Below are 23,392 nucleotides of genomic sequence, written 5' to 3'. Positions count from 1 at the left end.
TAACATGAGCAACCCCCACGAGCGTTCCGTCCGAACGCCTGACGCGCCGGGAGGTGCGCACTAATGACCTGGTATGTTTCCCGGCGCTTCCTGCAGCTGATTCCGGTCTTCCTCGGAGCTACGCTCCTCGTCTATTTCCTGGTCTTCAGCCTTCCCGGCGACGCCACCGCAGCCATCTGTGGTGAGCGCGGGTGTACCCCCGCCGTCGTCACCGCGCTGCGCGAGCAGTACAACCTGGACGAGCCGTTCTGGATCCAGTACCTGCTCTACCTCAAGGGCGTTCTGACCTTCGATCTGGGCACCAACTTCTCGGGTCGCCCCATCGCCGTCATCATCGCCGAGGTCTTCCCCACCACCGCCAAGCTCGCCGTCATGGCCCTCGTCTTCGAGGCCATCTTCGGCATCGTCTTCGGCCTCATCGCGGGCCTGCGCAAGGGCAAGCTCTTCGACTCCACCGTCCTGGTGCTCTCCCTCGTCGTCATCGCCGTGCCGATCTTCGTCCTCGGCTTCCTGATGCAGTTCCTGATCGGCGTCAAGCTCGGGTGGACCAACCCGACCGTCAGCGGCGACGCCACCGTCTCCGAGCTGATCCTGCCGGCCGTCGTGCTGGGCCTGGTGTCCTTCGCCTACGTGCTGCGCCTGACGCGCACCAGCATCCTTGAGAACGTCAAGGCCGACTACGTCCGCACCGCCACCGCCAAGGGGCTCAGCCGCAAGCGCGTCGTCGTCGTGCACATTCTGCGCAACTCCATGATCCCCGTCGTCACGTTCCTGGGCGCCGACCTCGGCACCCTCATGGGCGGGGCCATCGTCACCGAAGGAATCTTCAACGTCAACGGTGTCGGCCTCACGCTGTACCGCGCCGTTCTGAACGGGGACGGGCCGACCGTCGTTTCGATCGTCACCTTCCTGATCCTCATCTTCTGCCTCGCGAACCTGCTGGTGGACCTCCTGTACGCGTGGCTTGACCCAAGGATTCGATATGCCTGAGCTTGAGAACAACCTGAAGACGGCGGGAAGGGTGAAAACCTCCGCCTACCCGATCGAGCACTTCGTCGCCGATATCGAGGAAACCCCTGTCCGGGCGACCGACAGCGCCACCGCCGAGGGGGCTCCATCGAGCCTGTGGCGCGAGGCCTGGCGCAGCCTGCGCCGGCAGCCGCTCTTCCTCATCAGCGCGGTCCTCATTCTGGCCATCCTCGTCGTGGCGCTGTTCCCCGGCCTGTTCACGAACGAGCCGCCGAACTCGAACTGCCTGCTGGCCAACTCCGACGGCGGCCCCGCACCGGGGCACCCGCTAGGCTTCACCCAGCAGGGCTGCGACATCCTCTCGCGCGTCGTGCACGGCACCCAGTCCTCCCTCACCGTTGGGCTGTTCGCCACCCTCGGCGTGCTGGTCATCGGCGGCCTGATCGGCGCCCTCGCCGGATTCTTCGGCGGCTGGGTCGATGCAGTCCTGGCCCGCGTCGGCGACATCTTCTTCGCCCTGCCGCTGATCCTCGGCGCCATCGTCGTCGTGCAGCTGCCCTTCTTCCAGCAGAACCGCAACGTCTGGACGCTCGTGGTGATCCTGGTTTCGTTCGGGTGGCCGCAGATCGCCCGCATTACCCGCGCCGCCGTCATCGAGGTCCGCAACGCGGACTTCGTCATGGCCGCCCGCTCCCTGGGTGTTTCCCCGATGTCGGCGCTGGTCAAGCACGTCATCCCCAACGCTCTGGCCCCGGTCATCGTCATCGCGACCATCTCCCTGGGCACGTTCATCGTGGCCGAGTCCACCTTGTCCTTCCTGGGCATCGGGCTGCCGCCGGACGTCATGTCCTGGGGCAATGACATCTTCTCCGCGAAGTCATCCCTCCGGTCCAACCCCAGTGCCATCTTCTGGCCGGGCCTGGCCCTGTCCTTGACTGTTCTGAGCTTCATCATGCTGGGCGATGCCCTGCGGGACGCTCTCGATCCGAAGGCGCGAAAGCGATGAGCTCAATCATTGGAAACGACGGCATCACCGAGACCCGTCCGGCCCCGCCGGAAGTGCGGCCCCTGCTCGAACTGAGGGACCTGGCGATCACGTTCAACACCGCGAACGGGGAGGTCCCGGCAGTGCGCAACGCGCACCTGACCGTGATGCCCGGCGAGACCGTGGCCATCGTGGGAGAGTCCGGTTCCGGCAAGTCGACCACGGCCCTCGCCGCGATCGGGCTGCTGCCCGGCAACGGCAGGGTCTCGGGCGGATCGATTCTTTTCGACGGCGAGGACATCACGAACGCCAGTGAAAAGCGCATCGTCGAACTCCGCGGGTCCTCGATCGGCATGGTCCCCCAGGACCCGATGTCGAACCTGAACCCGGTCTGGAAGATCGGTTTCCAGGTCAAGGAGACCCTGCGGGCCAACGGCCTGCCGTACGCTCCGCAGGATGTGGCGAAGGTGCTGTCCGAGGCCGGCCTTCCCGACGCGGAGTCGCGCGCCAACCAGTACCCGCATGAATTCTCGGGCGGCATGCGCCAGCGCGCGCTCATCGCCATCGGGCTCTCATGCAGGCCGCGCCTGCTGATCGCCGACGAACCCACCTCCGCCCTGGACGTGACGGTGCAGCGCCAGATCCTCGACCACCTCGACCGGATGACCGATGAACTGGGCACTGCGGTGTTGCTGATCACGCACGACCTCGGTCTCGCCGCCGAGCGCGCGCACAAGGTCATCGTCATGTACAAGGGCCAGGTCGTCGAGGCCGGTCCCGCACTTGAACTGCTGACCAATCCGCGCCATCCGTACACTCAGAAGCTGGTCGCCTCGGCACCCTCGATCGCCTCGCGGCGCATCGAATCGGCCAAGAAGCTCGGCGTGGAAACCCACGACCTGCTCGCGCCGGACACCGCCAGGGCCGACGCCAAGGACAAGGTGATCGAGGTCGAGGACCTCACCAAGGTCTTCAAGATCCGCGGCAGCTGGGGCAAGTCGACCGACTTCACGGCGGTCGACAATGTGTCGTTCTCGATCGCCCGGGGCACCACCACCGCCGTGGTGGGGGAGTCCGGCTCCGGCAAGTCGACGGTCGCCCGCATGGTGCTGGGCCTGGAGACGGCGACGGCGGGGAACATCCGGTTCGACGGGGTGGACATCACCACCCTGGGCCGGAAGGAACTGTTCAACTTCCGCCGCCGGGTGCAGCCGATCTTCCAGGACCCCTACGGTTCGCTCGACCCGATGTACAACATCTACCGCACCATCGAGGAACCCCTCCGGGTGCACGGGATCGGCAACGCCAAGAGCCGCGAGAAGAAGGTGCGTGAGCTCCTCGACCAGGTGGCACTGCCGTCCTCGATGATGCAGCGCTTCCCCAACGAGCTCTCGGGCGGGCAGCGCCAGCGCGTGGCCATCGCCCGGGCCCTGGCCCTGGACCCCGAGGTCGTCATCTGCGACGAGGCCGTCTCGGCGCTCGATGTGCTGGTGCAGGCGCAGATCCTGAACCTGCTGGCCGATCTTCAGGCCGAGCTGGGCCTGAGCTACCTCTTCATCACCCACGACCTCGCGGTCGTGCGGCAGATTGCGGACCACGTGGCCGTGATGGAGAAGGGCAAGCTCGTCGAGCAGGGCTCCACCGACGAGGTCTTCGACAGCCCGAAGACCGCCTACACCCAGTCGCTGCTCGCGGCGATCCCGGGTGCGGGTCTGGTGCTTCCTCCGGAAGCCGCCTGACGGTGCGGATCTGACCGCGCTTCGCTAAGGGCCGAAACGACGCCGGTGCTCCCCGAATGCGGGGCAGCGCCGGCGTCGTTCGTCGTTGGAGGGCCCCCGCGGGTGCCCGCGCATTAGGTCTGGTTTTGTCAAACCCGTAGACTTGACGCAGGGCGCGCATTGCTGCCGCCGACATTTCCCCGCTTTAGATACTGAATTGAGTCATTAAGCATGTCTGAAACCACAGGCAACACCGCTGTCCGCAGCGATCTCCGCAACGTAGCCATCGTGGCCCACGTTGACCACGGAAAAACCACGCTGGTCGATGCCATGCTGAAGCAGACCAACTCCTTCGCCTCCCACGGCGACGTCGCCGACCGCGTCATGGACTCCGGCGACCTCGAGCGCGAAAAGGGAATCACCATCCTCGCGAAGAACACCACGGTGTTCTACAACGGCCCGGCCGCCAAGGGCGAGACCATCACCATCAACGTCATCGACACCCCCGGTCACGCCGACTTCGGCGGCGAGGTTGAGCGCGGCCTGTCGATGGTCGACGGCGTCGTCCTCCTCGTCGATGCGTCCGAGGGCCCGTTGCCCCAGACCCGCTTCGTGCTGCGCAAGGCCCTGGCCGCGAAGCTCCCCGTGATCCTGCTGGTCAACAAGACCGACCGCCCCGACTCCCGCATCGAAGAGGTCGTCAGCGAGTCGATGGACCTGCTGCTGGGCCTGGCCTCCGACCTCGCCGACGAGGTCCCCGACCTGGACCTCGACTCGATCCTCAACGTGCCCGTGGTCTACGCAGCCGCGCGCGCCGGTGCCGCCTCGCTCGAGCAGCCCGCCGATGGCACCACCCCCTCGAATGACAACCTGGAGCCCCTGTTCCAGACCATCATCGAGCACATCCCCGCCCCGTCGTACAACCCTGACGGCGTCCTCCAGGCGCACGTCACCAACCTTGACGCCTCGCCCTTCCTGGGCCGCCTCGCCCTGCTGCGCATCTTCAACGGGACCCTCCGCAAGGGCCAGCAGGTCGCCTGGGCCCGCCAGAACGGCGAACTGAAGACCGTCAAGATCACCGAGCTGCTCGCCACCAAGGCGCTGGACCGCGTGCCGACCGAGTCCGCAGGGCCCGGCGAGATCGTCGCCGTCGCCGGCATCGAGGGCATCACCATCGGTGAGACACTCACCGACGTCGACAACCCGCAGCCGCTGCCGCTGATCACCGTCGACGACCCCGCCATCTCCGTGACCATCGGTATCAACACCTCGCCGCTGGCCGGCAAGGTCAAGGGCGCCAAGGTCACGGCCCGCCAGGTCAAGGACCGCCTCGACAAGGAGCTCATCGGCAACGTGTCGCTGCGCGTCCTGCCCACCGCGCGCCCCGACGCGTGGGAGGTCCAGGGCCGCGGCGAGCTCGCCCTGGCCATCCTGGTCGAGCAGATGCGCCGCGAGGGCTTCGAGCTTACCGTCGGCAAGCCGCAGGTTGTCACGAAGACCATCGACGGCAAGATCCACGAGCCGATGGAACACATGACCATCGACGTGCCCGAGGAATACCTCGGCGGCGTCACCCAGCTCATGGCCGCCCGCAAGGGGCGCATGACCAACATGGCCAACCACGGCACCGGCTGGGTCCGGATGGAATTCATTGTTCCGGCCCGCGGCCTCATCGGCTTCCGTACCCGCTTCCTGACCGACACCCGTGGCGCCGGCATCGCGGCGTCGATCTCCGAGGGCTACGAGCCCTGGGCCGGTGACATCGAGTACCGCACCAACGGTTCGATGATCGCCGACCGCGCCGGCGTCGTGACGCCGTTCGCCATGATCAACCTTCAGGAGCGCGGCTCGTTCTTCGTGCAGCCCACCTCCGAGGTGTACGAGGGAATGATCGTCGGCGAGAACTCCCGGGCCGACGACATGGAGGTCAACATCACGAAGGAGAAGAAGCTCACCAACATGCGTGCGGCTTCCTCGGACACCTTCGAGAACCTGACCCCGCCGCGCAACCTCACCCTCGAGGAGTCCCTCGAATTCGCCCGCGAGGACGAGTGCGTCGAGGTGACCCCCGAGGCCATCCGCATCCGCAAGGTGATCCTTGATGCCAATGAGCGCATGCGTGCCTCCCGCTCGCGTGCCCGCGCCTAGGTAAGGGTCTTCCCGGATCATGCCTTACGACGTCGACGCCGGCCCTTCCGTTCCACGGAAGGGCCGGCGTCCGGCGTTTAACCCCGCCGGACCCTCCGGCCCGGCGTTGGCGCGCTGGCGGGCGGTGGCCGGCGCGCTGCTGGGGGGAATTTTGGCGGCGCTGCTCGGGACCGCGCTCCACGCGCAGGTGCTGAGGATCGGTGAGCTGGCGCTGCCAGTGGGGGCGGCCGCCGCGCTGGTCCTGGCCGGAAGCGTCATCACCTGGTGCGGGCTGTGGGCCCGAAGTATCCTCATCGCAGCGCTCAGCGGTGGAACGGCGTATGTCGTCGTCGCGCTGGTCTCACTGAGTACCGAAACCCTGATCCTCACCGGGATCGAGGGACCGGGCCCGGAACCGACCGCCGTCCTGGCGGGAAACATCTGGATGTTCGGACTGGCGGTGGCCACCATCGCCGGCATTGCGGTGTGCGGAGCGGCGCTGCGCGGACACCGCTCGGGGGGAAGCGCTCCGACCGGGAGCTAGTCCGCTGCGCGGTCCAGGTGGTGGGCGAGCAGGATCGAGGTCGCCGTGCCGTCGGGATCGGCTCCGCGGGCCGCGTACTCCTCGAAAATCTCGCGCAGCCGGCCCATCATCTCCGCACGGTTCTCCGCGTTCAGGCGGATTCCGAGCCGCCAGACATCGATCTCCGACGGGGCGAGTCCCTCAATTTCCTGGAGGAAGGTCTCAACCAGCACCGGCGCCGCATTGGGCAGCTGGGTTCCCCAGGATAGGCCCGTCGCCCGATACGGGATCTCGCGTGCGCCCCGGTTGCCCGTCCGGGGTTCCTCGGCGCGCAGGAATCCGGTGGCCAGGAGCGTCCGCACATGGTGCAGCGCGGTGGCCGGGTTCACCTTGAGGATGCCCGCGATCTCCTTGTTCGTCCGTGCCTTGTGCAGGCAGAGGCGCAGGATCCGCAGGCGGAGGGGCGAACTCAGGGCGCGGGCCCGCGCCTGAATATCCTCGTCAGTGTGCATGAGGGAAATCATACGGTAGCGCGGGCGTGCCATTGGTGAATACCAATGCCAACTTGCCGGACGTCCGGGAGCGAGCCTCCGGCACGGGGCGGGATGGGCAGTTGTCCACATTGGGGCCGGTACACCGGTTCCCGGAAACCCCCCGGCCTGGCCGATATCTGCGTCCAGTCGCTGCGGTGTCTTCCCAAACTCGATGCCCTGCCCAAACTCGATGCCCTGTGCATCGTGGAATGTGCTGTGGCCACGGACAGGGTGAGTCTGCAGGAGCTGCATGGTCGTTCATCATCCCGAGCAGTTCCTGGCCCTGATCCGTCAGGCACTCGCCTCCGCTTCCACCCGCTAGCGGTTCGGATTGGGAGTGTGATTCTGTCCGCTCGGGAGGCCGTTTGATGGGCAGGAGTGCTCGGGAGGCCCTCGGGGGGAGGTTCTGCCCGCTGACCGAGCCTGGCGGGTGGGCATGTCCGGATATGCCCACTGGTCGGAGCCGGTCGGTGGGCGCGAATGGGGCACGATCCAGCGAAGGCCCGTGGGGCTCAGAGGGCCCGGGGCGCCCTTCGGGGCGGCGCAGGCGGAACAGGTTTGGCAGCGGTCACGTCGGTCAGTGGCACGACGGTGTCGCCGCGCCGGGTGCGGACGGTGCACGAATCAGTATCCAGCGCGATCAGATCGCCCAGTGCGTCGGTCAGCTGCCCGCCGATCCGGTACCGGACAACCACCCGGGTTCCCTGGGGGAGGGACTGGAGCAGGCGGACCGGAGCTGTCATGTCTTCAGCGTATCCGGACCGGTTGGCACCAACGAGCGGAGCAGGGGAGGCGCACATGGAGCCGGGGAGCGCAGGGGAGGCGGACAGCGGAGGACTGGAGAGCGCCGGGGGAGGAGTGCAGGCGGCGCGTCATCCAGTGGCGGGCCGCCTACCGAAGCCGGGCACTCCCGGTCGCCCCGGACTGGGTAAGCTGGAGGAAGCACCAAGGGTGTGCCCGCACTAAACAGTCTCAAGGAAAGGCGTGGGAAGTGACCTACGTAATCGCGCAGCCATGCGTGGATGTCAAGGACAAGGCCTGCATTGAAGAATGCCCGGTGGACTGTATTTACGAAGGTGAACGCTCCCTCTACATCCACCCGGACGAGTGCGTCGACTGCGGCGCGTGCGAGCCGGTGTGCCCGGTCGAGGCCATCTACTACGAGGACGACACCCCGGAGCAGTGGGCCGAGTACTACAAGGCCAACGTCGAGTTCTTCGACGACCTCGGCTCCCCGGGCGGTGCCGCCAAGGTCGGGAACACCGGCAAGGACCACCCGATCATCGCCGCCCTCCCTCCACAGAACCAGCCCGCATGACCGCTGGGGGGCCGACGCGCGCCTTCGGGCTGAGCCTTCCCGACTACCCCTGGGAGGCCCTGGCCCCCTATATCCAGACGGCGTCGACGCATCCCGGAGGTGTGGTTAATCTCTCCATTGGCACCCCGGTCGACCCGACGCCCGAGCTGATCCGCACCGCCCTCGCCCGTGCCGCGGACGCCCCCGGATACCCCACCACCCACGGGACGGCGGCGCTGCGGGAGGCGATCAGCGCCTGGTTCGACCGGCGGCGCGGCGTCCCCGGCCTGGATCCGGCGGACATTATGCCGACCGTCGGTTCGAAGGAGCTCGTGGCGTGGCTGCCGACGCTGCTGGGGCTGGGCCCGGGCGACGTCGTCGTGCGGCCCACGGTGGCGTACCCCACCTACGACGTCGGAGCGCTGCTCGCCGGAGCCACGCCCGTGGCCGCGGATTCGCTCGCCGCACTGCCCGCGGAGGTCCGCCGCCGGGTCCGGCTGGTCTGGGTGAACAGCCCCGGCAATCCCACCGGATCGGTGCTGCCCGTCGAGGGGCTGAAGGACATGGTCGACGAGGCCCGCTCCCTGGGCGCCGTCACCGCCTCCGACGAGTGCTACGCCGAGCTTGGCTGGGGCGACTGGGACAGCGCCCGGGGCGGCCGCGCCGTGCCGAGCGTCTTGGATCCGCGCGTCTCCGGGGGCAGCAACGACCTGCTGCTCGCCGTCTACTCGCTGTCCAAGCAGTCGAACCTCGCCGGCTACCGGGCCGCCTTCGTGGCCGGCGACGGCAAGATTGTGGCGAGCCTCATCAACTCGCGCAAGCACGCCGGCATGATCGTCCCGTTCCCCGTGCAGGAGGCGATGCGGGCGGCCCTGGGCGACGACGCGCATGTCCAGCAGCAGAAGGACCTCTACCGCTCCCGCCGGGCCCGGCTCCTGCCGGCGCTCGAGTCCTTCGGCTTCACGGTGTCCGGCTCCGAGGCGGGCCTGTACCTGTGGGCCAGCGACGGAACGGATACCTGGGAGGCGCTCACCCGGTTCGCGGAGCGGGGCATCGTCGTCGGGCCGGGCACCTTCTACGGGGAGGCGGGCCATGGATTCGTGCGGGTGGCGCTCACCGGCACCGACGAGCGGATCGACGCCGCCGTCGAAAGGCTGCGCGGCGCAGTGTAAAGCCGAACCCCTGTTGCCACCGTCACACCACGCGATGGAGGATTAGTGCAGAGGGCGGTCATACCGGTACCGTTTCAGACTGAATAGGCCAACGCGGTGTGGATTTTTCCCTCCTTCGTTGTGATGGTTCCACCCCAGCTCCTGAAGGAGAGTCAATGACCGAGCAGAACGGTGCCTCGCTGCACTTCAACGGCAGTGAACTCAGCCTGCCCACGATGGCTGCGGCTGAGGGCAACCACGGCTTCGACATTTCGAAGCTGCTGAAGCAGACCGGGCACGTCACCTTCGACCCGGGCTTCATGAACACCGCCGCCACAACGTCGGCGATCACCTACATCGACGGCGATGCAGGCATTCTGCGCTACCGCGGCTACCCGATCGAGCAGCTGGCCGAGAACTCGACCTTCCTCGAAGTGTCCTACCTGCTGATCTACGGCAACCTGCCCACCCCGGAGGAGCTCTCCGCGTTCGACGGCCGGATCCGCCGCCACACGCTGCTGCACGAGGAGCTCAAGGGCTTCTTCGGCGGCTTCCCCCGCGACGCCCACCCGATGCCCGTCCTCTCCTCGGCCGTGTCGGCGCTGTCGACCTTCTACCAGGACTCGCTTGACCCCTTCGACGACGAGCAGGTCGAACTCTCGACCTTCCGCCTGATGGCGAAGCTCCCGGTGATCGCGGCCTACGCCCACAAGAAGTCAATCGGCCAGCCCATGCTGTACCCCGACAACTCGATGAACCTCGTCGAGAACTTCCTTCGCCTTTCCTTCGGGCTGCCGGCCGAGCCGTATGACGTCGACCCGATGGTGGCCAAGGCCCTCGACCTGCTCCTGATCCTGCACGCCGACCACGAGCAGAACTGCTCGACCTCCACGGTGCGCCTGGTGGGAAGCTCCAACGCCAACATGTTCGCTTCCGTCTCGGCCGGCATCAACGCCCTGTTCGGTCCGCTGCACGGCGGCGCGAACGAGGCCGTGCTGAACATGCTGCGCGACATCAAGGCCAAGGGCATGCAGCCCGAAGACTTCATGGAGAAGGTCAAGAACAAGGAAGACGGCGTGAAGCTCATGGGCTTCGGGCACCGCGTCTACAAAAACTACGATCCGCGCGCGAAGATCGTCAAGGCCACCGCCCACGACATCCTCTCCAAGCTCGGCGGCAACGACGAGCTGCTCGACATCGCGATGCGCCTTGAAGAGAAGGCCCTGGCCGACGACTACTTCATCGAGCGCAAGCTCTACCCGAACGTGGACTTCTACACGGGCCTGATCTACAAGGCCATGGGCTTCCCGGAGAAGATGTTCACCGTGCTCTTCGCCATCGGACGCCTCCCGGGCTGGATTGCCCAGTGGCGCGAGATGATGCAGGACCCGCAGACGAAGATCGGCCGGCCCCGCCAGCTGTACACGGGCTCCCCGGAGCGCAACTACCCCGTGCGCTAGCCGCGCGGCCCGCACGGCCGGACCGCTCAGAACGAAGGCGGCCACCCACCTGCTGGTGGGTGGCCGCCTTCGTCTGTTCTTGATTCGGTTTTGATGGGCTGGTCAGCCGTTGTAGCCCTGTGGGTTGTTCTTCTGCCAGCGCCAGTGGTCCTCGCACATGGTGTCGAGGTTCCGGTGCGCCGACCAGCCGAGGTCGGCCATCGCTGCCGACGGGTCGGCGTAGCTCACCGCGGCGTCTCCGGGCCGGCGCGGGGCGAACTCGTAGGGGATTTCGCGCCCCGAGGCCTTCGAGAAGGCGTCGAGCACCTCGAGGACCGAGGAGCCCTTCCCGGTACCCAGGTTCCACCGGTACACCCCGCGGTGTTCGGTCAGGTACTTCAGGGCGGCAAGGTGCCCTGCCGCGAGGTCGACGACGTGGATGTAATCCCGCACCCCGGTGCCGTCGGGCGTGGGGTAGTCGTTGCCGAACACCCGCACCTTCTCCCGCCGGCCCACCGCCACCTGCGCCACGAACGGCAGCAGGTTGTTGGGGATCCCGGTGGGGTCCTCGCCGATCAGCCCCGACTCGTGCGCGCCCACCGGGTTGAAGTAGCGGAGCAGGGCAATGTTCCAGCGGCCGTCGGCGGCGCCGAGGTCGGAAAGGATGTCCTCGATCTGCTCCTTGGTCCGCCCGTACGGGTTCACTGCGTCCAGGGCCATCTTCTCGATCAGGGGGACCTGCTCGGATGCGCCGTAGACGGTGGCCGAGGAACTGAAGACCAGCGTCCGCACGTCGTAGGAGTCCATGACCCGCAGGAGGTTCAGGGTGCCGCCCACATTGTTGTGGTAGTACGTCAGCGGCTTCTCCACCGACTCTCCGACGGCCTTCAGCCCGGCGAAGTGAATCACCGCCTCGACCGCTTCCTCCGCGAAAACCGACCGCAGGGCCGGCTCGTCGAGCAGGTCCACTTTGTGGAACCGCAGGGGGCGCCCGGCCAGCTTCTGGACGCGCTGCAGGGACGTCTCCGTCGAGTTCGAGAGGTTGTCGATCACAACAACCTCATGGCCGGCCTCGAGCAGGGCAAGGACGGTGTGTGAGCCGATATAACCGCTTCCACCGGTAACGAGAATCTTCATGCCTCCACTCTAGTTTGCCCGCGGGCCGAAGCAGGAAAGCGGGGTGCCCGGTGGGGCTGCAGGCTCTGGAGCGGCGGGGAAGTCAGGTCTACTCTTGGAGCAGCACATCGGTCGAAGGAGGCCCATGACGCACCAGCCGTCCCGGCGCGGCGGACGCTTCAGCGTCGATACCTCGGAGGTCCTGCTCGTTGCACTGTACCTCCGCGACTGCTCCGGATTGCGCGGGATCGGCCAGCCCTGCCTCCCGCCGGTCCGCCCCGCCGTCCGTGCTTCAACGCTGGGCCGGCCGGTCGAGGATGCCGGTGGCACCGAGACGCTGCGCGTCGAGTGGGAGGCGTGGTGGCACCGCCTGGTCAGCGGGGACCTTGCCGGTGCGTCACTGCCGATTCCGCCCGAGTTTGAAGAGCTCGACGGCATGGCGGCCCTGCAGCGGGTGGCGCAGGCACACTTCGGCTCCGCCATAGAGTGGGCGGAGGAACGCCGTGCGGAGTACGCCCTGCACGCCGGCGCCCGCGGGGGCCGGCTCGAAGCGCTGCTGGAGATCCTCGTGCAGGAGCGCGAACTCGAACTGGGACGCAGCGCCCGGCGCTTCACCCTCGACGTCGTCGAGCTCCCGCTGGGTGCGCAGCGGGCGTGGTGGGTGGAGCCGGACCGGCTGCTGATGTGCCAGGACCTGTGCGAGGACGAAGGGGCCCTGCGCAGCTATGTCGAACCGGTCATCAAGATGCTCGCCTGAAGCTTGTGTTCGAGACCCGGGCGAGGGTTCGAGGCGCCGGTTCGGGGGTCCGCTCAGGGGGCAGGATCGCCCGCGACGGTGATGGTCAGGTTTCCCGCTTCGGTGGGGGCGGGGCTCCACTCGCCCGACGCGCGGGTCCACTCCTGCCCGGCGAAGGAGACCTCCGTGATGGACAGGGCGTCGGCCGTCGCCACCGCCCAGGAGGCGGTGGTCCAGCCCCCGGGCTCGGTGGCGGGCACCACCAGGGCTTTGCCCTCGGCCACACCGCCGAGGGGACCGAAGATCCGCTCGGCCGCCGCGGCCACCGCGGCGGGATCGCCCGGGGCGGAGGCCTTGCGCAGCACGCAGGTCAGGGCTGCCGGGGACTGTCCGGTCAGCGCGGAGGCGAAGGCCCGTCCCTCCGGTTCGTGGTCGGCGTAGGCGGTGGGGTAGGCGCTGCGCTGGACGCGCTGGGCGGCGTCGGTGATGGGCAGCGTCTCGTAGCCCGGTATGCGCACCAGCGCGTCATAGAACGCGCCCGCCGCGTACAGGGGATCCATCACCTGCGCCTCGGTGCCCCAGCCCTGTGAGGGCCGCTGCTGGAACAGCCCGCGCGAGTCGGGTCCTGCATCGTCGCCGTAGTTGATGTTCTCAAGCCGGGACTCCTGCACGGCGGTGGCAATCGCAATGGAGGCCGCCCGTGCCGGCAGTCCTCGGACCACGGCGACCCCGGCGATCAGGGCGGCGTTCTGCGCCTGCACCGGGGTGAGGTCGTAGCTGTCGGAGCCCACGGTGGCGGTGCACCGTTCGGTGCGGAGCACCTCCGGGGGCTCAAGCTGCGCGGCAGCCGCCCACACTCCTCCGCCGGCGACGGCGAGCAGGACGACGGCTCCGATCCTCCGGCGCCGGAGAACTGCCCGCGAGGGGCCGGTGGCAGGCATGCTCGGCTAGTTGGCGTGCAGCGCGGCGTTGAGGGCGATGCCCTCGCCGCGGCGGGGGCGGGCTTCCACGACGCCGGTGGATGAGTTGCGAAGGTAGAGGACCCCGGATACGCCGGATAGGGTCGCTGCCTTGACGATCGAGCCGTCCACCAGGGTCACTTTGGTGCCGGCCGTCAGGTAGAGCCCGGCCTCCACCACGCAATCGTCGCCCAGCGAAATGCCCACCCCGGCCTGGGCGCCGAGCAGGCAGCGCTCGCCGATGGTGATTCTCTGGGTGCCGCCGCCGGAGAGCGTCCCCATGATGGAGGCTCCACCGCCGATGTCGGAGCCGTTGCCGACGACGACGCCTGCGGAGATGCGGCCTTCAACCATCGAGGTGCCGAGGGTGCCCGCATTGAAGTTCACGAAGCCCTCGTGCATGACCGTCGTGCCCTCCGCGAGGTAGGCTCCGAGCCGCACCCGGTCCGCGTCGGCGATGCGCACGCCCTGGGGCACCACGTAGTCGACCATGCGCGGGAACTTGTCGACGGACAGTACGGTCACCGGCCCGCGCGCCCGCAGGGCCACTCGCACGCCCTCGAAGTCCGCGGCGGCGCAGGGCCCGTGGTTCGTCCACACGACGTTCGCCAAGAGTCCGAAGATGCCCTCGAGGTTGATGCTGTTCGGGGTGACCAGCCGGTGCGAGAGCAGGTGCAGGCGCAGGTACGCGTCGACGGCGTCGGCGGGCGGGGCGTCGAGGTCGATCGAGGGGGAGACCAGCGCGCTGGTCGTCCGGCGCACCGGATCGGCGCCCGCCCCGGCTAGGGCCTCGAGTTCGCTCCGCAGGGCCCGGTCGGATTCCTGCTCCTCGGCCGCCCCGAGCCGGGGGGCCGGGAACCACACCTCAAGCACGCTGTCGTCAGCGGCGAGGGTGGCGAGGCCAAGGCCGAAAGCGGTCCGCGCGCCGGGCGCGGGCGTGGAGGGATGATCTGCGCTTTGGGTCATGGGCAGAAGTCTACCGAGGGATAGGGTGGGAAAATGACTCAGCCCAGCCTGCGGCGCCTCGATCTCGGCGTCGATGTTGCCCAATTGACAGCAGATCTCGTTGACATCTACAGCGTCTCCGGCGAGGAACGCGCCATCGCCGACGCGCTCGAGGAGGCCCTGCGGGGCCTTGCCCACCTTGAGGTGGTGCGGGACGGCGACGCGTTGATCGCGCGCACCTCCCTGGGCCGCAGCGAGCGGGTGATCCTGGCCGGGCACCTCGACACGGTGCCCCTGCCCACCGCTGCGGGCGCGCGGGCGACGGTCCCGGGCGAGTGGGACGGCGAGGTGCTCTACGGCCGCGGGACAACCGACATGAAGGGCGGCGTCGCTGTCCAGCTGGCACTGGCAGCCGCGCTGACGGACCCGGTGCGCGACGTCACCTATGTCTTCTACGACCACGAGGAGGTCGAGGCCTCGCTCAGCGGCCTGGGCCGGCTGGCCGAGCACTACCCCGAGTGGCTGAGCGCCGATTTCGCGGTGCTCCTCGAACCCACTGCGGGCACCGTGGAGGGCGGATGCAACGGCACGGCCCGTTTCAATGTCATCACCACGGGCAAGGCCGCCCACTCCGCCCGCGCCTGGCGCGGCGAGAACGCCATCCACAAGGCCGCCGAGGTGCTGGTGCGGCTGCGGGAGCACCAGCCTGCGACGGTGCCGGTGGACGGGCTGAACTACCGCGAGAGCCTCAACGCGGTGCTGATCAGCGGCGGCACCGCGGGCAACGTCATCCCCGACCGCGCCGTCATCGAGGTGAACTACCGCTTCGCCCCGGATAAGAGCCCGGACGAGGCCGAACAGTATGTCCGCGGGGTGCTCGAGGGGTTCGAGATCGAGCGGACTGATGCTGCGGCCGGTGCGCGGCCGGGGCTGCAACACCCCGCCGCGGCGAGCTTCGTGGCGGCGGTGGGTGCCGAGCCGAAGCCCAAGTACGGGTGGACGGACGTTGCGCGCTTCAGCGAACTGGGCATCCCGGCGGTCAATTTCGGGCCCGGCGATGCCCTGCTGGCCCACAGCGACGACGAGCACGTGCATGCCGGCGAGGTGCGTGAGTGCCTGCGGGTGTTGACCACCTGGCTCTCCGACTGACAACAACGAGTGACAACAAAGGGCCCCGGTCAGCCGAGCTGACCGGGGCCCTTTAGGGAAGGTGCCGACGTCCTCCGGGCAGAAGCCCGGTGCGACTCAGCGGGAGAGGGTGCCCTCGGGCTCCGCTGCGGCGATCCCATCGAGTGTTTCGTCGCGCGCCCTGCCCTTGCTCCGAAAGCTCAGCAGCTTGGAGAGCTTTGTGGCGAGGGATGAAAGCGCGAAGTTGATGACAATGAAGATCACGGCGGCGATGAGGAGGGACTGCAGGAGGTTGCCCTCACCGACCCCAAGGCGCCGGGCGTTCTGCAGCAGCTCGGGGAACCCGATGATGTAGCCCAGGGCCGAGTCCTTCAGGATGACGACGAACTGGCTCACCAGCGCCGGCAGCATGGCGATGAGCGCCTGGGGCACCTCGATGGTGCGCAGGGACTGCATCTGGGTCATGCCGATCGCCAGTCCCGCCTCGCGCTGGCCCTTGGGCAGGCCCTGCACGCCGGAGCGGATCAGCTCCGCGATGACCGAGCCGTTGTATAGGGTCAGGGCGATGACGACGGCCCAGAAGGGCGCGTCCTCGACGAGGTTGGAGCGTCCCAGCGCCAGCCACAGGAAGATCATCATGAGCAGGACCGGCACGGCCCGGAAGAACTCGACGACGAGCCCGGCGAACCAGCGGATGGGCTTCACATGGGAGAGCCGGCCGAGGCCGAAGATCAGCCCGAACAGGACCGAGGTCACCACGGCGATGGCGGCCGCCCGCAGGGTGCTCAGCAGGCCGGGAAGCAGGAAGAACTCCCAGGTGCGTCCCTCGAGGAAGGGCGTCCACTTGTCTGCCGCGAGCTGTCCCTTGCCGCCGAGCAGGAACACCACATAGGCGATCAGGCCGGCGATGAGCAGGGCCCCGATGATGTTTCCGATGAGGATGGTGCGCCGCGCCTTGGGGCCGGGGGCGTCGAACAGAACGTTCTGGGCGCTCATCGGGCCACCGCCAATCTCCTGGAGGCCCAGGTTGTGAGGAGCCCGACCGGGATCACCAGGATGACGAAGCCGATGGCGAACGTGAAGAAGATCGGGATGACCAGGTCGCCGCGGAACTCGATCATGGTCTTCATCAGGCTTGAGGCCTCGGCCGCGACCGAGCCGGCCGCCGCGACTGTCGAGTTCTTGATCAGGGCGATCAGGACGTTGCCCAGCGGGGCGATGGCGCCGCGGAAGGCCTGCGGCAGGATGATCAGGCGGGCCGCCGGGAGGAAGCTGAGCCCGATCGCCCGGGCGGCTTCGGCCTGGCCCAGCGGCACGGTGTTCACGCCGCTGCGGATCGCCTCGCAGACGAAGGCCGCGTGGTAGATCGTCAGCCCGAGGATGGCCAGGCGGAAGAAGTTAAGGTTGAAGTCGTCCGTCAGGGACACCTGGAGCTGCCCGAAGAGCCCGAGCACCCCGAAGGCGATAATGATCGTCAGCGGGGTGTTGCGGAAGATGTTGACGTACGCAGCGCCCAGCCACTGAAGGCTGGGGATCGGGGAGATTCTCATGAGCGCCAGCAGGGTGCCGAGCACCAGGGACCATACGGCGGCCCAGAAGGTCAGCTGGATGTTCACCCAGAAGGCCGCCGGGACGTTGTAGGTCTCGAAGAGCGTCAGGAAGTTATCCACGGTTCACCTCATTCTTTGGGGGACATGCATTGGTGGGACGGCCGGGATCGGCCGCCCCACCAAGACAGGAGGTGATTAGGCGCAGGGCTCGGGCTCCGGCGGGTTCAGTTCCTCATTGAAACTGTAGTCCGCACCCTCGGTGTTCTTGGTGATCGCCTCTTCCCAGGCGCCTTCCTCGATCATCTTGGTGATCGCCGCGTTGATGTCCTCACAGCGGTCGCTGTCCTTGGGCAGGCCGACGCCGTAGCGCTCTTCGGAGAAGGGGTTGCCGACGACCTTGAACTGGCCGGCGTTGGCCTCCTGGGCGGCGAGGCCGGCCAGGATGATGTCGTCGGTGGTGACGGCGTCGATCTGGCCGCCGCCCATCACGCTGACGCACTCGGCGTAACCGGGCTGCTCGACCAGGTTCACGCCCGGGTACTGGTCCTTGATCTTCTGTGCGGAGGTCGAGCCGGTGACCGAGCACAGGTTCTTGCCCTCGAGGTCCTCGGGGCCGGCGATGTCGCTGTCCTTGGGCACCAGGAGGTCCTGGCCGGCGACGAAGTACGGTCCGGCGAAGGACACGGTCTGCTTGCGCTCGTCGGTGATGGAGTAGGTCGCGAAGATCATGTCGACGTCATTGTTCGCGAGCAGGTTCTCGCGGTTGGCCGACGGGGCTTCCTTCCACTCGATCTGGTCTTCCGAGAAGCCGAGTTCATTCGCGACGTACTTGGCGACGTCGACGTCGAAGCCCGAGTAGGAGCCACCCTCGTCGAAGCCCAGGCCCGGCTGGTCGAACTTGATGCCGATCGTGATGGTTTCGCCGCCGCCTTCCTCGCCGCCGCCGCCTCCGCCGCCGCCTTCATTGCCGCCTCCTCCGCCACAGGCGGTGAGGGTGAGTGCTGCTGCCGCTGCCATAGCGGCTGCATATCGGGTCTTTCGCATGATTTCTCCTTGCGTTGCGGCCCTTGTGAGGCCTTGAGGTGCGGTACGTGTAGGTCGTGAAACTCAGTGGGCGAGGATCTTGCCAAGGAAGTCCTTGGCCCGCTCGCTCCTGGGATTGGTGAAGAACTCCTCGGGTGTGGCCTGCTCGACAATCTGCCCGTCGGCCATAAATACGACCCGGTCGGCGGCCTTGCGGGCGAAGCCCATCTCGTGGGTCACAACGATCATCGTCATGCCCTCCTTGGCGAGGGCGACCATCGCGTCGAGGACCTCGTTGATCATTTCGGGGTCCAGGGCCGAGGTCGGTTCGTCGAACAGCATCACTTTGGGCTTCATCGCCAGCGCCCGGGCGATCGCCACGCGCTGCTGCTGGCCGCCGGAGAGCTGGGCAGGCAGCTTGTCGGCCTGGTTGTCGACGCCCACGCGCTTGAGCAGCGACAGGGCAAGCTCCTTCGCTTCGCCGCCCTTCATGCCCTTGACCTTGACCGGCCCAAGGGTCACATTTTCAAGGATGGACTTGTGCGCGAAGAGGTTGAAGGACTGGAAGACCATCCCGACGTCGGCGCGGAGCCGTGCCAGCGCCTTCCCCTCGGCGGGCAGGACCTTGCCGTCGACCCGGATCTCGCCGTCGTCGATGGTCTCCAGCCGGTTGATGGCCCGGCACAGGGTCGACTTTCCGGAACCGGACGGGCCGATCACGACGACGACCTCGCCGCGGGCCACCTCCAAGTCAATGTCCTTGAGAACGTGCAGGGGACCGTAGTGCTTGTTGACCTTCTTCAGGGAGACCAGGGGGTGCGCAGAAGACGCGGACGTGGACGGCTGCGGTTCGCTTGTCATGGAGAAGAATCTAGCGAACGAATGCCCTCTGGCAATACAAGCGCGCCCAAAAGGGGGAATTGTGATTCAAGAGCAACCAAAGCCCCAACGGCGGGCCGGACGGTTAGCCTAGGAGCATGCCTCACCTGAACCGCGACTCCGATTCCGACGCCAGCACCCCCTCCCGCCCGGTGCCTTCAAGAGCCAACGGGGGAGAGCCCCGACGCCGCGGCTCGGTCGAGCTGCGCCGGGGGCAGGCGGCCGAGCCGCAGTCCGACAGCTTCCTCCTGGACGCCGACGAAGAACCGATGTTCACCAAAACGGATCCGTGGCGGGTGCTGCGGATCCAGAGCGAATTCGTCGAAGGCTTCGGTACCCTCTCCGAACTCGGCCCCGCCATCAGCGTCTTCGGGTCGGCGCGGACACCGCGGGGCTCTCGCTTCTACGCCGTGGGCGAGGAGGTAGGCCGGCGGCTCGTCGGTGCCGGCTACGCCGTGATCACCGGTGGCGGTCCGGGTGCCATGGAGGCCGCCAATAAGGGCGCCTGCGAGGCCGGCGGCATGTCGGTGGGGCTGGGCATCGAGCTTCCCTTCGAACAGGGAATGAACGAGTGGGTCGACCTCGGCATCAACTTCCGGTACTTCTTCGCCCGCAAGACCATGTTCGTGAAGTACGCGCGGGGCTTCGTGGTGCTGCCCGGCGGTTTCGGCACCCTCGACGAGCTCTTCGAAGCCATGACCCTCGTGCAGACCCGCAAGGTCACCTCGTTCCCAATTGTGCTGATCGGTATCGACTACTGGACCCCGCTGTGGGACTGGGTGAAGAACACCCTGCTCGCCGAGGGCATGATCGCCGAAGCGGATCTGGGCCTGGTGCACCTCGTCGACACCGCCGAGGAAGCCGTCAATTTCGTCATTGCCGACACCAAGACACACACCGCGCCGTAGGGCCGCCCGGAACCGCTGCCGGTGCCGGAGGGCTTTCTGGCACGATGGCACTGTGACTCTCTTCCTCGTTCTCGTCGCGGTGGCCCTGCTGGCCGGCACCGCCGCCGCGGCCTGGCGGCTTCCGCAGCCGCGCACCGCGCTGCGCCGGTCCGCCCGCCCCGCCTGGGTGCTTCCGGGCCTTGCCGGGCAGCTCCCCGCGCTGCCGCCGATCCTGCTGCCGGACCCTCCGGCCGCCGAGGACGTCACCGCGATCCGGTTCGGGCGGGCCCTGCGGGGCTACCGCACCGACCAGGTGCATGAGGTCCTGAACTCCCTCGCCGGGGCGCTCGCGGCGCGGGATGCCCAGATCGAGGCGCTGCGCCGGAGCGCCCAAGGTCCCGGCGGTCGCGGCGGAGCACAGCCGTGACGCCGGCCGCCGCGGGGTCCGACGGCAAACTGCGTTGCGGGTGGTCGGTCTCCAGCGCCGAGTACGAGCGCTACCACGACGAGGAGTGGGGCCGGCCCGTCCACGGGGAGGGCGCCCTGTTCGAACGCCTCAGCCTCGAGGCGTTCCAGTCCGGGCTCAGCTGGATCACCATCCTGCGCAAGCGTCCCGCCTTCCGTGAGGCCTTCGCCGGCTTCGAGCCGTCCCGTGTCGCGGCCTTCACCGAGGAGGACATCGCCCGGCTGCTCGCCGACGCCCGGATCGTGCGCAACCGGGCCAAGATCCTGGCCACCATTGCCAACGCCCGGGCGCTGGCGGCCCTGCCCCCGGGGGTGAGCCTCGCCGGACTGCTCGAAGCCCACCGGCCGGCCCCGCGCCCGGCGCCGGTGGAGCTGCAGGACGTTCCCGCCGTCACCGCCGAGTCGACGGCGCTCGCGAAGGCCCTCCGCGGCCACGGGTTCCGGTTCGTCGGGCCCACCACGGCCTACGCCATGATGCAGGCCACCGGCTATGTGAACGACCATCTCGCCTCCTGCTGGGTGCGGGCGGAGACCGCCGCCGGTGGGCCGGACGGTGCGGCGGCACCGGTGCCGTGACGCGCCCGGGACTGCAGGGAGGCACGCGCGGGGCACTGCTCCGGTGGCCCTGGCCGCTGCAGGTGCTGCTCGTCTTCGCGGCGGCCCGTGCCGTCTCGACGGCCCTGCTCCTGGCCGCGGCCTCCCGCCAAGGGGCCAATCCGTGGGCTCCGTCTTCCCCCGATTACCTGTCCTTCCTCGAATTCTGGGACAGCGGCTGGTACCGGCGGATCTACGACGAGGGGTACCCCGAGGTGCTGCCGCGTGCTGAGGACGGAACGGTCCTGCAGAACCAGTGGGCCTTCTATCCGCTCTTCCCGGGCCTGGTCCGGGCCCTTCACCTCCTGACCGGAGTCGGCTGGAACGTTCTCGCCCCGGCCGTCGCCACCGTCTGCGGGTTCGCCGCCGCACTGGTGCTCTACCGGCTGTTCCTCCTCGCCGCCGCTCCGCGCGAGGCGCTGTGGGGTGTGGCGTTCGTGGCGGTGCTGCCGGTCTCGCCCATCCTCCAGATCCCGTACGCCGAGTCGCTCCACCTGCTCATGCTGGCCCTGGCGCTCCACCTTGTCGCGACAGGACGCTACCTTGGTGCTGTCCCGGTGGTCCTGCTGATGGGCTTCGCCCGGCCGGCCGGGGTTCCCTTCGCGGTGCTCGTCTTCGCCCTGTTCGTGCGGAAGGCGCTCGGTGCCTGGCGGGAGCGGTCGGGCCCGCCCCGGGACGGCGCCTCGGACTCCGCCCTGCAGCGGCTTGCGGTGCTCACCCTCGCCGCGGCGGCGGCCGCCCTCGCCTGGCCCGCCACCGCGTGGGCCGTGACCGGCCAGTACGACGCCTACCTCCAGACCGAAACTGCCTGGCGCGGATCCCATCTGGCACCCTTCCTGCCCTGGCTGCAGGCCGGAATGAACCTGCTCGGGCCCGTCGGTGGGCCGGTGGCGGTTCTGGCCGCCGCGGCCGGGTGCGTCCTGCTCCTGCGGCTGGAGCCGGTGCGGAGCCTCGGACGGGTGCCCGTCTGGTGGTGCGCCTCCTACCTGCTGTACCTGGCCGCGTTCTGGAACCCGCAGACCAGCACCTACCGCATCCTGCTGCCGCTGTTCCCCCTCGCGCTGGCCGCCGTCTTCGTGGTTCGATCCACGCCGGCGCGGTGCGCCATCCTGGGGGTGTCGGTGCTGCTGCAGGCCGTCTGGATCGCCCTGCTGTGGATGTGGAACCCCTCCGGGGGCAGCAGCGACTTTCCCCCCTGAGAGCGCGACACTGTGATCCGCACCGCACTGAATTAGTCCCTGCGCGCGATTGTGCTGGATAATGTTTGGTGATGACGTGTATCGGCGCGCTTCTCTCTTAGGGGGTGCGTTCCGCGCACACCGCTTACCGACGCGCGGCCCTCATCCGGCAGCGCACTGTTGAAAGGGACACTCCTTATGGCTGCCATGAAACCGCGAACCGGCGACGGACCGATGGAAGTCACCAAGGAGGGGCGCAGCCTCATCATGCGGGTCCCGATCGACGGTGGGGGACGGCTCGTTGTCGAGCTCAATGCGGAGGAAGCCGGAAAGCTTAAGGACTGCCTGCTCACCGTCACCGGCTGAGCCCGCCGCGCCGCGTCACGTCAGGCCGGGCGTCCCGTCGCGTCAGGCTCGGCTTTCAAAAGTCTCGAGCCGGGCGTTCAGCCGCGTCAGGCCTGGCGTTTCACGGCGAGCAGCAGCCCCGAGCCCGTCGGCAGCAGCGCCGACAGGAGCTTCTCGTGCTCCCGCACGGTCCTGCCGACCTGGCGCAGCGTATTGGTCGAAGCTTCCCGTACCGCCGGTTCGGCCACACGGTCGGCGTCGAGGGCGTCATTGACGATGAGCATTCCGCCGGGCTTCAGCAGCCGGATGGCCTGGTCAACGTAGAGGGGCAGATTCGGCTTGTCGGCGTCGATGAACACAAGGTCGTAGGCGGCGTCGGTCAGCCGGGGGAGCACATCGGCGGCGCGCCCCGAGATGGTGCGTGTGCGGTTGGCGGGGATTCCCGCCTCCGCGTAGGCCTCACGGGCGGTGCGCAGATGATCAACGTCGGAGTCGATGGTGGTGAGCACCGCGCTGCGGCCAAGCCCGCGCAGCAGGCACACGCCCGAGACCCCGGCGCCCGCACCGACCTCCACGGCCGTCTGTGCCTTGGACCCCGCGGCAAGCACCGTCAGCGCTGCTCCCACACCGGGCGACACGGGGGTCACTCCGAGCTCGTGGGATCGGTCCCGGGCACGCAGGAGGACGTCGTCCTCCTCGGGAAGCCCTTCGGTGTAGGACCAGCTGCTCTGCTTATCCGCGGCCATCGGTGTCCGTTCTGTCGGTGATTCTCTGGTTCGGGCCCCCACCCCGCTTCAACCCTACTGTTAATGCCCCGCAGGGCGCGCACCGGCGTCCATCCAACG

General features: G+C 68.2%; 25 protein-coding genes. 15 read left to right on the top strand and 10 right to left on the bottom strand.

Going from position 1 to position 23,392, the window contains the following annotated elements; genetic code table 11:
- Positions 1-63: 63 nt before the first annotated feature.
- The 5 genes from E2F48_RS16920 (at position 64) to E2F48_RS16900 (ending at position 6,343) form a co-directional block, all read left to right on the top strand.
- Positions 64-990: an ABC transporter permease gene (locus E2F48_RS16920; protein ID WP_133405114.1), complete on the top strand. Its 927-nt coding sequence runs from the start codon at positions 64-66 to the stop codon at positions 988-990.
- The gene (locus E2F48_RS16915) at positions 983-1,975 is read left to right on the top strand and encodes an ABC transporter permease (protein ID WP_133405113.1); all 993 of its coding nucleotides are present in this window, start codon (positions 983-985) and stop codon (positions 1,973-1,975) included. Before E2F48_RS16920 ends, E2F48_RS16915 begins: the two co-directional genes overlap by 8 nt.
- Positions 1,972-3,693 carry an ABC transporter ATP-binding protein gene (locus E2F48_RS16910; protein WP_133405112.1) on the top strand — a complete coding sequence of 574 codons (1,722 nt, stop codon included), beginning with the start codon at positions 1,972-1,974 and terminating at the stop codon, positions 3,691-3,693. Before E2F48_RS16915 ends, E2F48_RS16910 begins: the two co-directional genes overlap by 4 nt.
- 210 nt (positions 3,694-3,903) lie before the next feature.
- On the top strand, positions 3,904-5,820 hold the full coding sequence (gene typA / locus E2F48_RS16905) for a translational GTPase TypA (protein WP_133405111.1): 1,917 nt from the start codon (positions 3,904-3,906) through the stop codon (positions 5,818-5,820).
- Between the two features lie 19 nt (positions 5,821-5,839).
- Positions 5,840-6,343 carry a hypothetical protein gene (locus E2F48_RS16900; RefSeq protein WP_133405110.1) on the top strand — a complete coding sequence of 168 codons (504 nt, stop codon included), beginning with the start codon at positions 5,840-5,842 and terminating at the stop codon, positions 6,341-6,343.
- Here the strand turns inward: E2F48_RS16900 and E2F48_RS16895 are convergent.
- Both E2F48_RS16895 and E2F48_RS16890 read right to left on the bottom strand, forming a co-directional pair.
- Positions 6,340-6,834 carry a helix-turn-helix domain-containing protein gene (locus E2F48_RS16895; RefSeq protein ID WP_133405109.1) on the bottom strand — a complete coding sequence of 165 codons (495 nt, stop codon included), beginning with the start codon at positions 6,832-6,834 and terminating at the stop codon, positions 6,340-6,342. The two genes, E2F48_RS16900 and E2F48_RS16895, sit on opposite strands and share 4 nt — an antisense overlap.
- Positions 6,835-7,367: 533 nt before the next feature.
- Complete coding sequence (locus tag E2F48_RS16890; protein ID WP_133405108.1) at positions 7,368-7,598, bottom strand: putative acetyltransferase; 231 nt, start codon at positions 7,596-7,598, stop codon at positions 7,368-7,370.
- Positions 7,599-7,846: 248 nt separating this feature from the next.
- Here E2F48_RS16890 and fdxA point away from each other — a divergent pair, with 248 nt between their 5' ends.
- The 3 genes from fdxA (at position 7,847) to E2F48_RS16875 (ending at position 10,763) form a co-directional block, all read left to right on the top strand.
- The gene (gene fdxA, locus E2F48_RS16885) at positions 7,847-8,173 is read left to right on the top strand and encodes a ferredoxin (protein WP_120164998.1); all 327 of its coding nucleotides are present in this window, start codon (positions 7,847-7,849) and stop codon (positions 8,171-8,173) included.
- Complete coding sequence (gene dapC, locus E2F48_RS16880) at positions 8,170-9,324, top strand: succinyldiaminopimelate transaminase (RefSeq protein ID WP_133405107.1); 1,155 nt, start codon at positions 8,170-8,172, stop codon at positions 9,322-9,324. Before fdxA ends, dapC begins: the two co-directional genes overlap by 4 nt.
- A gap of 155 nt (positions 9,325-9,479) precedes the next feature.
- Positions 9,480-10,763 (top strand): citrate synthase, encoded by a 1,284-nt coding sequence (locus tag E2F48_RS16875; RefSeq protein WP_120165000.1) that lies wholly within the window; start codon positions 9,480-9,482, stop codon positions 10,761-10,763.
- Between the two features lie 102 nt (positions 10,764-10,865).
- On the opposite strand, the gene galE is transcribed toward E2F48_RS16875, so the two are convergent.
- Positions 10,866-11,879, bottom strand: a complete 1,014-nt coding sequence (galE, locus tag E2F48_RS16870; RefSeq protein ID WP_133405106.1) for a UDP-glucose 4-epimerase GalE — start codon at positions 11,877-11,879, stop codon at positions 10,866-10,868.
- A gap of 124 nt (positions 11,880-12,003) precedes the next feature.
- On the opposite strand from galE, the gene E2F48_RS16865 reads away from it, so the two are divergent.
- Positions 12,004-12,615, top strand: a complete 612-nt coding sequence (locus tag E2F48_RS16865) for a hypothetical protein (RefSeq protein WP_133405105.1) — start codon at positions 12,004-12,006, stop codon at positions 12,613-12,615.
- Positions 12,616-12,668: 53 nt separating this feature from the next.
- On the opposite strand, the gene E2F48_RS16860 is transcribed toward E2F48_RS16865, so the two are convergent.
- Both E2F48_RS16860 and dapD read right to left on the bottom strand, forming a co-directional pair.
- Positions 12,669-13,535 (bottom strand): hypothetical protein, encoded by an 867-nt coding sequence (locus E2F48_RS16860; RefSeq protein WP_133405104.1) that lies wholly within the window; start codon positions 13,533-13,535, stop codon positions 12,669-12,671.
- 6 nt (positions 13,536-13,541) lie between these two features.
- Positions 13,542-14,519, bottom strand: coding sequence for a 2,3,4,5-tetrahydropyridine-2,6-dicarboxylate N-succinyltransferase (gene dapD / locus E2F48_RS16855; protein WP_133405103.1), 978 nt, complete (start codon positions 14,517-14,519; stop codon positions 13,542-13,544).
- A 33-nt stretch (positions 14,520-14,552) separates the two neighbouring features.
- Between dapD and dapE the strand changes: the two genes are divergently transcribed.
- A complete protein-coding gene (gene dapE, locus E2F48_RS16850) occupies positions 14,553-15,647 on the top strand; it encodes a succinyl-diaminopimelate desuccinylase (RefSeq protein ID WP_133405102.1) in 1,095 nt (364 codons plus the stop codon).
- Between the two features lie 96 nt (positions 15,648-15,743).
- Here the strand turns inward: dapE and E2F48_RS16845 are convergent, their stop codons facing one another.
- The 4 genes from E2F48_RS16845 to E2F48_RS16830 form a co-directional block, all read right to left on the bottom strand.
- Positions 15,744-16,622 (bottom strand): amino acid ABC transporter permease, encoded by an 879-nt coding sequence (locus E2F48_RS16845; protein ID WP_133405101.1) that lies wholly within the window; start codon positions 16,620-16,622, stop codon positions 15,744-15,746.
- Positions 16,619-17,296 carry an amino acid ABC transporter permease gene (locus E2F48_RS16840; RefSeq protein ID WP_120165007.1) on the bottom strand — a complete coding sequence of 226 codons (678 nt, stop codon included), beginning with the start codon at positions 17,294-17,296 and terminating at the stop codon, positions 16,619-16,621. Before E2F48_RS16840 ends, E2F48_RS16845 begins: the two co-directional genes overlap by 4 nt.
- Positions 17,297-17,371: 75 nt before the next feature.
- Entirely contained in the window at positions 17,372-18,220 is an 849-nt protein-coding gene (locus E2F48_RS16835; RefSeq protein WP_133405100.1) for a glutamate ABC transporter substrate-binding protein, read from the bottom strand.
- A 63-nt stretch (positions 18,221-18,283) separates the two neighbouring features.
- Positions 18,284-19,060, bottom strand: coding sequence for an amino acid ABC transporter ATP-binding protein (locus E2F48_RS16830; RefSeq protein ID WP_133405099.1), 777 nt, complete (start codon positions 19,058-19,060; stop codon positions 18,284-18,286).
- 116 nt (positions 19,061-19,176) lie between these two features.
- Between E2F48_RS16830 and E2F48_RS16825 the strand changes: the two genes are divergently transcribed.
- The 5 genes from E2F48_RS16825 to E2F48_RS16805 all read left to right on the top strand — a co-directional run bounded on the left by E2F48_RS16825 (position 19,177) and on the right by E2F48_RS16805 (position 22,568).
- A complete protein-coding gene (locus E2F48_RS16825) occupies positions 19,177-19,986 on the top strand; it encodes an LOG family protein (protein WP_133405098.1) in 810 nt (269 codons plus the stop codon).
- A 52-nt stretch (positions 19,987-20,038) separates the two neighbouring features.
- Positions 20,039-20,392: a DivIVA domain-containing protein gene (locus E2F48_RS16820; RefSeq protein ID WP_246019226.1), complete on the top strand. Its 354-nt coding sequence runs from the start codon at positions 20,039-20,041 to the stop codon at positions 20,390-20,392.
- On the top strand, positions 20,389-21,006 hold the full coding sequence (locus E2F48_RS16815) for a DNA-3-methyladenine glycosylase I (RefSeq protein WP_133405097.1): 618 nt from the start codon (positions 20,389-20,391) through the stop codon (positions 21,004-21,006). Before E2F48_RS16820 ends, E2F48_RS16815 begins: the two co-directional genes overlap by 4 nt.
- Complete coding sequence (locus E2F48_RS16810) at positions 21,003-22,223, top strand: hypothetical protein (RefSeq protein WP_246019224.1); 1,221 nt, start codon at positions 21,003-21,005, stop codon at positions 22,221-22,223. The genes E2F48_RS16815 and E2F48_RS16810 overlap by 4 nt, the downstream gene beginning before the upstream one ends.
- Positions 22,224-22,400: 177 nt before the next feature.
- Positions 22,401-22,568, top strand: coding sequence for a DUF3117 domain-containing protein (locus tag E2F48_RS16805; protein ID WP_081737717.1), 168 nt, complete (start codon positions 22,401-22,403; stop codon positions 22,566-22,568).
- A gap of 86 nt (positions 22,569-22,654) precedes the next feature.
- Here the strand turns inward: E2F48_RS16805 and E2F48_RS16800 are convergent, their stop codons facing one another.
- Positions 22,655-23,293 carry an O-methyltransferase gene (locus tag E2F48_RS16800; protein ID WP_133405096.1) on the bottom strand — a complete coding sequence of 213 codons (639 nt, stop codon included), beginning with the start codon at positions 23,291-23,293 and terminating at the stop codon, positions 22,655-22,657.
- Positions 23,294-23,392 lie beyond the last annotated feature (99 nt).

The sequence above is a fragment of the Arthrobacter crusticola genome, from assembly GCF_004357995.1.
Classification (GTDB): domain Bacteria; phylum Actinomycetota; class Actinomycetes; order Actinomycetales; family Micrococcaceae; genus Arthrobacter_D; species Arthrobacter_D crusticola.
The sequence above is the reverse complement of the archived record's forward strand: the minus strand, read 5'-3'. Positions and strand labels throughout refer to the sequence as shown.

Bases quoted from the DNA above. Each gene is read 5' to 3' on its own strand.
- dapD (WP_133405103.1), bottom strand. From the start codon at position 14,519: ATGACCCAAAGCGCAGATCATCCCTCCACGCCCGCGCCCGGCGCGCGG.
- E2F48_RS16915 (WP_133405113.1), top strand. From the start codon at position 983: ATGCCTGAGCTTGAGAACAACCTGAAGACGGCGGGAAGGGTGAAAACC.
- E2F48_RS16860 (WP_133405104.1), bottom strand. From the start codon at position 13,535: ATGCCTGCCACCGGCCCCTCGCGGGCAGTTCTCCGGCGCCGGAGGATC.
- E2F48_RS16895 (WP_133405109.1), bottom strand. From the start codon at position 6,834: ATGCACACTGACGAGGATATTCAGGCGCGGGCCCGCGCCCTGAGTTCG.
- E2F48_RS16890 (WP_133405108.1), bottom strand. From the start codon at position 7,598: ATGACAGCTCCGGTCCGCCTGCTCCAGTCCCTCCCCCAGGGAACCCGG.
- E2F48_RS16920 (WP_133405114.1), top strand. From the start codon at position 64: ATGACCTGGTATGTTTCCCGGCGCTTCCTGCAGCTGATTCCGGTCTTC.
- typA (WP_133405111.1), top strand. From the start codon at position 3,904: ATGTCTGAAACCACAGGCAACACCGCTGTCCGCAGCGATCTCCGCAAC.
- E2F48_RS16805 (WP_081737717.1), top strand. From the start codon at position 22,401: ATGGCTGCCATGAAACCGCGAACCGGCGACGGACCGATGGAAGTCACC.
- E2F48_RS16835 (WP_133405100.1), bottom strand. From the start codon at position 18,220: ATGCGAAAGACCCGATATGCAGCCGCTATGGCAGCGGCAGCAGCACTC.
- E2F48_RS16910 (WP_133405112.1), top strand. From the start codon at position 1,972: ATGAGCTCAATCATTGGAAACGACGGCATCACCGAGACCCGTCCGGCC.
- E2F48_RS16825 (WP_133405098.1), top strand. From the start codon at position 19,177: ATGCCTCACCTGAACCGCGACTCCGATTCCGACGCCAGCACCCCCTCC.
- E2F48_RS16845 (WP_133405101.1), bottom strand. From the start codon at position 16,622: ATGAGCGCCCAGAACGTTCTGTTCGACGCCCCCGGCCCCAAGGCGCGG.
- E2F48_RS16875 (WP_120165000.1), top strand. From the start codon at position 9,480: ATGACCGAGCAGAACGGTGCCTCGCTGCACTTCAACGGCAGTGAACTC.
- E2F48_RS16830 (WP_133405099.1), bottom strand. From the start codon at position 19,060: ATGACAAGCGAACCGCAGCCGTCCACGTCCGCGTCTTCTGCGCACCCC.
- dapE (WP_133405102.1), top strand. From the start codon at position 14,553: ATGACTCAGCCCAGCCTGCGGCGCCTCGATCTCGGCGTCGATGTTGCC.
- galE (WP_133405106.1), bottom strand. From the start codon at position 11,879: ATGAAGATTCTCGTTACCGGTGGAAGCGGTTATATCGGCTCACACACC.
- E2F48_RS16900 (WP_133405110.1), top strand. From the start codon at position 5,840: ATGCCTTACGACGTCGACGCCGGCCCTTCCGTTCCACGGAAGGGCCGG.
- E2F48_RS16800 (WP_133405096.1), bottom strand. From the start codon at position 23,293: ATGGCCGCGGATAAGCAGAGCAGCTGGTCCTACACCGAAGGGCTTCCC.
- E2F48_RS16865 (WP_133405105.1), top strand. From the start codon at position 12,004: ATGACGCACCAGCCGTCCCGGCGCGGCGGACGCTTCAGCGTCGATACC.
- dapC (WP_133405107.1), top strand. From the start codon at position 8,170: ATGACCGCTGGGGGGCCGACGCGCGCCTTCGGGCTGAGCCTTCCCGAC.